Genomic DNA, 6642 nt, shown 5'->3' on the forward strand with positions numbered 1-6642 from the left:
CCGGGCCGGTCGCACGGACGACGGGTGTCGTGCAGCCGGGCGACACGGTGGGCCGGCGGCAGGGCTCGGCGAGCACCGCGGCGGCACGGCCCGACGAGCACCGTGGCGGCACGGCCGAGCACGTGTCCGCGCGACTGCGGGGCCGTACGATTGCACCCATGAGGTTCTACGAGACGCGGCCGACGCACGACCTGACCTACTCCGACGTGTTCCTCGTGCCGAGCCGGTCCGGGGTGACGAGCCGCTTCGACGTGGACCTCGCCACGAACGACGGCACGGGCGCCACCATCCCGATCGTCAGCGCCAACATGAACTCGGTGACGGGTCCGCGCCTCGCCGCGACCCTCGCCCGCCGCGGTGGTCTCGGGGTGCTGCCGCAGGACATGCACCTGCAGGACCTCGACGCCGCGATCCGCTGGGTCAAGGAGCAGCCGGTCGACTTCGACACCGCCTACGACATGCGCGCCGACACCACGGTGGCCGAGGCACTCGAGCAGCTCCTGCCCGTCGCCGGCCGCGGGGTCGTCGTCCGCGACGGCGCGGGGGAGTACCTCGGCTGTGTGCCGGCCGCCCGACTCGGCACCGCCGGCGCGGACGCCACGATCGGTGACCTGCTGCACGGACCCTCGACGGCGATCGACGCCGAGGACGCCGGCACCCCGCGGCACGTGTACGACGTGCTCTCGGCCGCCGAGGTCGACTTCGCGCCCGTCGTGCGGCACGGCCGGGTCGTCGGCACCACCAGCCAGACCAGCGCGATCCGCCAGGACATCTACACGCCGGCCGTCGACGGGGAGGGTCGCCTCCGGGTCGCCGCAGCGGTCGGCATCAACGGCGACGTCGCCGCGAAGGCGAAGGCCCTCGCCGCGGCCGGGGTCGACGTGCTCGTGCTCGACACCGCGCACGGTCACCAGGAGGGCATGCTCCGCGCGCTCCGCACCGTCTCGGCGCTCGACCTCGGGCTGCCGATCGTCGCCGGCAACGTCGTCACCGCCGACGCCGTCGCGCACCTCGTCGACGCCGGTGCGACCATCATCAAGGTCGGCGTCGGCCCGGGGGCGATGTGCACCACGCGCATGATGACGGCCGTCGGTCGCCCGCAGTTCTCCGCCGTGCTCGAGACCGCCGCGGCCGCCCGGTCGCTCGGAGCGCACGTCTGGGCGGACGGTGGCGTCCGCTACCCGCGCGACGTCGCGCTCGCCCTGGCCGCCGGCGCGTCGAGCGTCATGATCGGCTCGTGGTTCGCGGGCACGCTCGAGGCACCGGGCGTGCTCCGTCGCGACGCCGCGGGCAAGGCGTACAAGGAGAGCTGGGGCATGGCGTCGGCGAAGGCCGTCCGGGAGCGCTTCGAGCGCCTCGACCCCTACGAGCGGGCACGCAAGGCGCTCTTCGCCGAGGGCATCTCGTCGTCGACGATCTACCTCGACCCGGAACGCCCGAGCGTCGAGGACCTGCTCGACATGATCACCACCGGCATCCGCAGCTCGGCGACGTACGCGGGGGCGTCCTCGCTCGCCGAGTTCGCCGACCGGGCGCTCGTCGGCATCCAGTCGGCTGCCGGCTACGAGGAGGGCAAGCCGCTCCCCGTGAGCTGGTAGCCGGCCCGCCGGCCCGCCGGTGGCCCGAGTCTCGGCCTGAGCGACGTCTCTCGGGCCGAGGAGCGCGAGGAACGTCGCTGAGCGCGAGTCTCGGGTCCGCGACCGATAGACGGACGGGAGGCGCGGTGCCAGCTGGCACCGCGCCTCCCGTCCGTCTGTCGGTGCGGTCAGCGCCGTCGGGTCGCGTCCTCGACGGTGCCCACGAGTTCCTCGAGGATGTCCTCGAGGAACAGCACACCGATCGTGCGTCCCTCGGCGTCGAACGCTCGCGCCACGTGGCGACCGGCGGCACGCATGGTCGCGAGGGCGTCCTCGAGGTCCATGTCCGTGTACAGCGAGATGAGCTGCCGGATCCGCTTCGGCGGCACCGGCACGTCGAACTCGTCCGGGCGCAGGTCGATGACGTCCTTCACGTGCACGTAGCCCGTCGGGTCGCCGTCGTCTCCGACGAGGACGTACCGCGAGAAGCCGCGCTGGGCGACCGCGCGCTCGACGTCCTCGGGGGTGGCGTCCTCGGGGAGCGTGACCAGGTCGGACATCGGCACGGCGACGTCCTTGACCTTCTTCTCCGTGAACTCGAACGCCATCGCGAGCTTGCCGTCGTCGGTGAGCGTGCCCTCGCGACGGGACTGCTCGACGATCGTCTGGACCTCCTCCACGGTGAACGCGCTGACGGCCTCGTCCTTCGGCTCGACCTTGAACAGGCGGAGCACGGCGTTCGCGGTCTCGTTCAGGCCGACGATCACCCAGTGCAGCGCGTGCCCGATGTACCAGAGGGTCGGGACGAGCAGCAGCGCGGCGCGGTCGGGCATCGAGAACGAGATGTTCTTCGGCACCATCTCGCCGAACACCACGTGCAGGAAGGACACGAGCAGCAGCGTGAACACGAAGGCCACGGTGCCGATCACCTCGACGCTCCAGCCGGTCAGCCCGAGCGGAGCCTCGAGCAGGTGGTGGATCGCCGGCTCGGACACGTTGAGGATCAGGAGCGAGCACACCGTGATGCCGAGCTGCGTGGTGGCGAGCATGCGGGTGGCGTGCTCCATCGCGGCGAGCGTCGTCTGCGCGGCCTTGGAACCGGCCTCGGCGCGCGGCTCGATCTGCGAGCGGCGGGCGGAGATGACGGCGAACTCGGCTGCGACGAAGTAGGCGTTGCCGAGCAGCAGCACGACGAGCCAGAAGATGCCCCACCAGTCGGAGCTGCTCGACGCGGACTCACCGGCGGCGAGGACGACCATCCCGTCGTGCACGGACGTGGCGCTCATCGGGAGCCCTCCTTCGTGGCGGGGATGATGATCCCGGTGGCCGGGCGCTGCGCGGTCGCGGTGCTGCCGGTCGTGCTGCTGCCCGTCGTCGTCGGGACGGGGTCGGGGCGGTTCGGGGTCCAGCGGACGCGGTCGACCCGGCGCCCGTCCAGTCGCTCGACGCGGAACACACCGTCGTCGAGCGCGACCTCGTCACCGACCGCGGGCAGGCGCCCGAGCGAGGACATGATGAACCCGCCGACGGTCTCGTACGGTCCGTCCTCCGGCACCGTCACGCCGGCACGGTCCTCGAGCTCGTCGGGGCGCAGCAGCCCGGGGAAGGTCAACCAGTTGCGGGAGCGCACGACGTCGATGCGGGCGCGGTCGTGCTCGTCGGACACCTCGCCGACGATCTCCTCGACGAGGTCCTCGAGCGTGACGACACCGGCGGTGCCGCCGTACTCGTCGACGACGATCACCATCTGGTACCCGCGGCTCCGGACCTCGGCGAGCAGGGTGTCGCCGGGCATGGTCTCGGGCACGCGCTCGGCCTCGGTCATCAGGGCACCGACGGGCACCTCGGGGCGCTTCTCGCGCGGGACCGCGACGGCCTGCTTGACGTGCACGATGCCGACGACGTCGTCAGCGTCCTCCTCGATGACGGGGAAGCGGCTGAAGCCGGTCCGGCGAGCCAGGGCGAGGACGTCGTCCGCCGACTCCGAGACGCGGATGGTCGACAGCCGGGGGCGCGGGGTCATCACGTCGCTCGCGTCCAGCTCGGAGAACGCGATCGTGCGCTGGAGCAGCGTCGCGGTGTCCTGCTCGAGCGAGCCCTCGGATGCCGAGCGGCGCAGGAGCGAGCTGAGCTCCTCGGCGCTGCGGGCACCCGACAGTTCCTCCTGCGGTTCGATGCCCATCGAGCGCAGGACGGCGTTCGCGGTGCCGTTGAGCAGGGCGACCGCGGGCTTGAACACGGTGGTGAAGGCGATCTGCAGCGGGACGACGAGCCGCGCGGTCTGCAGCGGGAGCGCGAGCGCGAAGTTCTTCGGCACGAGCTCGCCGAGGATCATCGACAGCAGCGTGGCGATGACGAGTGCGACGATCGAGCCGACGGTCTCGACGACCGCCTCGGGCAGCTGCATCGCGAGGAACGGTGCCTCGAGCAGCGTCGCGATCGAGGGCTCGAGCAGGTAGCCGGTCAGCAGCGTCGTCAGCGTGATGCCGAGCTGCGCGCTCGACAGGTGCGTCGACGTGACCTTCAGGGCGCCGATCACGGGCGCCAGGCCGGTCTCGCCGCGGTCGCGCCGGGCCTCGACCTCGGCGCGGTCGAGGTTCACGAGCGCGAACTCCGAGGCGACGAAGACACCGGTACCGAGGGTCAGCAGGATGCCGCCGACCAGCATGACGATGTCGAGGGGACTCATTCTCCACCTCCCGACACAGGGGAAGCGGGGCTGCTCACCGAGTGAGCGCCGGATGAGTGGGAAGGCGAAGAAGGATTCGGAGGATCGTCCACAGTGAGCAACATCGTACCGGGTGCGCGGAGGCGGAGCCGAGAGGAAGTACAGGAAGTGCGTCGCGCCTCCCGTCGGTGCGTGGTGACCGGACGGGAGGCGCGACGCGCGTCGCGGACGCCGGCCTACGCCGTGACGCGCGCGCGGTGGTACTGCTGCGGCTCGTAGTCGAGGGTCACGCCGAGTTCCGCCGCGGCCCGGAGCGCGAACGCAGGGTCGCGGAGGAACTCCCGCCCGACCATCACGACGTCCGCCTGGCCGGTGGCGACGACCTGCTCGGCCTGGAAGGCCGTGGAGATCATGCCCACCGCGATCGTGCCGATGCCGGCGTCGCGCTTGACCCGCTCGGCGAACGGGACCTGGTACCCGGGGCCGACCGGGATCGGGGCCTTCGCGACGTTGCCGCCGGTCGAGACGTCGGCCAGGTCGGCGCCGTGCTCGGCGGCCCAGCGCGCGACCTGCACGGTGTCCTCGACCGTGAGCCCGCCGTCGACCCAGTCGGTGGCCGAGAACCGGACGACCACGGGGAAGCCCGCACCGACCTCGGCGCGGACGGCGTCGATCGTCTCGAGCAGCGCCCGGGCACGGTTCTCGAGCGAGCCGCCGTAGGCGTCCGTGCGGTGGTTGCTCAGCGGCGACAGGAACTGGTGCAGCAGGTAGCCGTGGGCGGCGTGCAGCTCGACGAGGTCGAAGCCCGCCTCGACCGCGCGTCGGGCAGCAGCGGCGAACGCGAGGGCGACGACACGGATGTCCTCGGTCTCGAGTTCGCGCGGCACCGCGTAGCCGTCGAAGGCCACGGCGGACGGGGCGACCGTCGCCCAGCCGCCCTCGGACTCGGGCACGCTGCCCGACGTCTCGGACCAGGGGCGGTACGTCGAGGCCTTGCGCCCGGCGTGCGCGAGCTGGATGCCGGCAGCGGCGCCCTGCGCGTGCAGGAAGTCGACGATCGGCCGGAAGGCGTCGCGTTGCTCGTCGTTCCACAGCCCGACGTCCTGCGGGCTGATCCGGCCCTCGGGCACGACGCCGGCGGCCTCGACGACGACCGCACCCGCGCCGCCCTTGGCGAACCCGCCGAGGTGCACGAGGTGCCACGGCGTCGGGACGCCGTCCTGCTGCTCGACCGAGTACTGGCACATCGGGGAGACCCAGAGACGGTTGCGGACGGTCAGGTCGCGGATGGTGATCGGTTCGAACAGGGCGTGCGTCACGCGGGTGCTCCTTCGGCGTTCCGTGCCGCCAGGTCATGCAGGAAGGCCCGCAGTCCGGCCGGCGACGTGAAGTGGTGGCCGACCGCCCCGATCGCGTCTGCACCGGCGGCGTTCTCGGCCCTGTTGTCCACGAACACCATCTGCTCGGCCGCGATTCCCAGGCGCTCGCACGTTGTGCGGTAGACGGACGCGTCGGGCTTCAGGACGTGCTCCTCGGCGCTCACCACGACCGTCTCGAACACCGACCCCATCGGCGACCAGCGGTACGGGTCGCCGAAGTCGCGGCCGGCGTTCGAGAGCAGGGCGAGGCGCGTGCCGGCGTCGTGCAGCTCCTCGACGATCGCCAGGACCTCGGGGTCGACCTCGAACCAGCCGGTGAAGTCGACGGCCCAGAAGCGGTGGACGTCGGTGAGGCTCCACCGGCGGCCGGTCCGCGCCGCGATCGCGCGCCAGTACTCGAGCACCGTGAGGTCGCCGCGGTCCAGGTCGTGCCGCAGCTCCTGGTACACCGGCAGCAGCTCGTCCGCGGGCACGCCGGTCATCGCGACGAGGGTGTCCCACGCGCCCTGCGGCGTGCGGCTGATCACCTCGCCGTAGTCGAAGACCACCACGCGACCGGGCAGGAACAGGCTCATGCGCTCCACCGTAACGTGGCGGTCGTGAACGACTTCGTCCCCTTCGCCCCGACCGACGCCGCCGCCTGGACCACCGCACCGCACGGCGAGTCGACCAAGTACCGCCGAGGAGTGCTCGGCGTCGCGACGGGGTCCGACCGGTACCCGGGAGCCGCCGTGATGGGCGTCGATGCCGCGGTGCACACCGGCGTCGGGATGGTCCGGTACGTCGGGCCGTCGCGGGCGACCGACCACGTGCTCACCCGGCGTCCCGAGGTCGTCCCCGGTGTCGGACGCGTGCAGACATGGCTGGTCGGATCGGGCATCTCGGCGGACTCGCTCGACGAGCTCGACCGGTCCACCGCCGACGCGTTCCGGCACGCCTCGGACGACGGGGTGCCGGTGATCGTCGACGCCGGGGCGATCCCGCTCGTCGACCTCGGCCCGCTCGCGGTGCTGACGCC

6 protein-coding genes are annotated in these 6642 nt (G+C 72.3%); 2 read left to right on the forward strand and 4 right to left on the reverse strand.

Annotated elements, in window-relative coordinates; translation table 11 throughout:
• Positions 1-158 precede the first annotated feature (158 nt).
• Positions 159-1598 (forward strand): GuaB1 family IMP dehydrogenase-related protein, encoded by a 1440-nt coding sequence (locus D8M35_RS07185; protein ID WP_126891228.1) that lies wholly within the window; start codon positions 159-161, stop codon positions 1596-1598.
• A gap of 167 nt (positions 1599-1765) precedes the next feature.
• Here D8M35_RS07185 and D8M35_RS07190 read toward each other — a convergent pair whose 3' ends face one another.
• The 4 genes from D8M35_RS07190 to D8M35_RS16880 form a co-directional block, all read right to left on the reverse strand.
• A complete protein-coding gene (locus D8M35_RS07190; RefSeq protein ID WP_126891234.1) occupies positions 1766-2836 on the reverse strand; it encodes a hemolysin family protein in 1071 nt (356 codons plus the stop codon).
• Positions 2837-2859: 23 nt separating this feature from the next.
• Positions 2860-4266 carry a hemolysin family protein gene (locus D8M35_RS07195; protein WP_126891229.1) on the reverse strand — a complete coding sequence of 469 codons (1407 nt, stop codon included), beginning with the start codon at positions 4264-4266 and terminating at the stop codon, positions 2860-2862.
• 215 nt (positions 4267-4481) lie between these two features.
• The gene (locus D8M35_RS07200) at positions 4482-5564 is read right to left on the reverse strand and encodes an NADH:flavin oxidoreductase/NADH oxidase (protein WP_126891230.1); all 1083 of its coding nucleotides are present in this window, start codon (positions 5562-5564) and stop codon (positions 4482-4484) included.
• On the reverse strand, positions 5561-6199 hold the full coding sequence (locus D8M35_RS16880) for an HAD family phosphatase (protein ID WP_126891231.1): 639 nt from the start codon (positions 6197-6199) through the stop codon (positions 5561-5563). Before D8M35_RS16880 ends, D8M35_RS07200 begins: the two co-directional genes overlap by 4 nt.
• A gap of 24 nt (positions 6200-6223) precedes the next feature.
• Between D8M35_RS16880 and D8M35_RS16885 the strand changes: the two genes are divergently transcribed.
• A partial coding sequence (locus D8M35_RS16885) for an NAD(P)H-hydrate dehydratase (RefSeq protein WP_274542769.1) occupies positions 6224-6642 on the forward strand: 419 nt, incomplete at its 3' end.

It is taken from the genome of Curtobacterium sp. HSID17257, from assembly GCF_003989515.1.
Lineage (GTDB): Bacteria > Actinomycetota > Actinomycetes > Actinomycetales > Microbacteriaceae > Curtobacterium.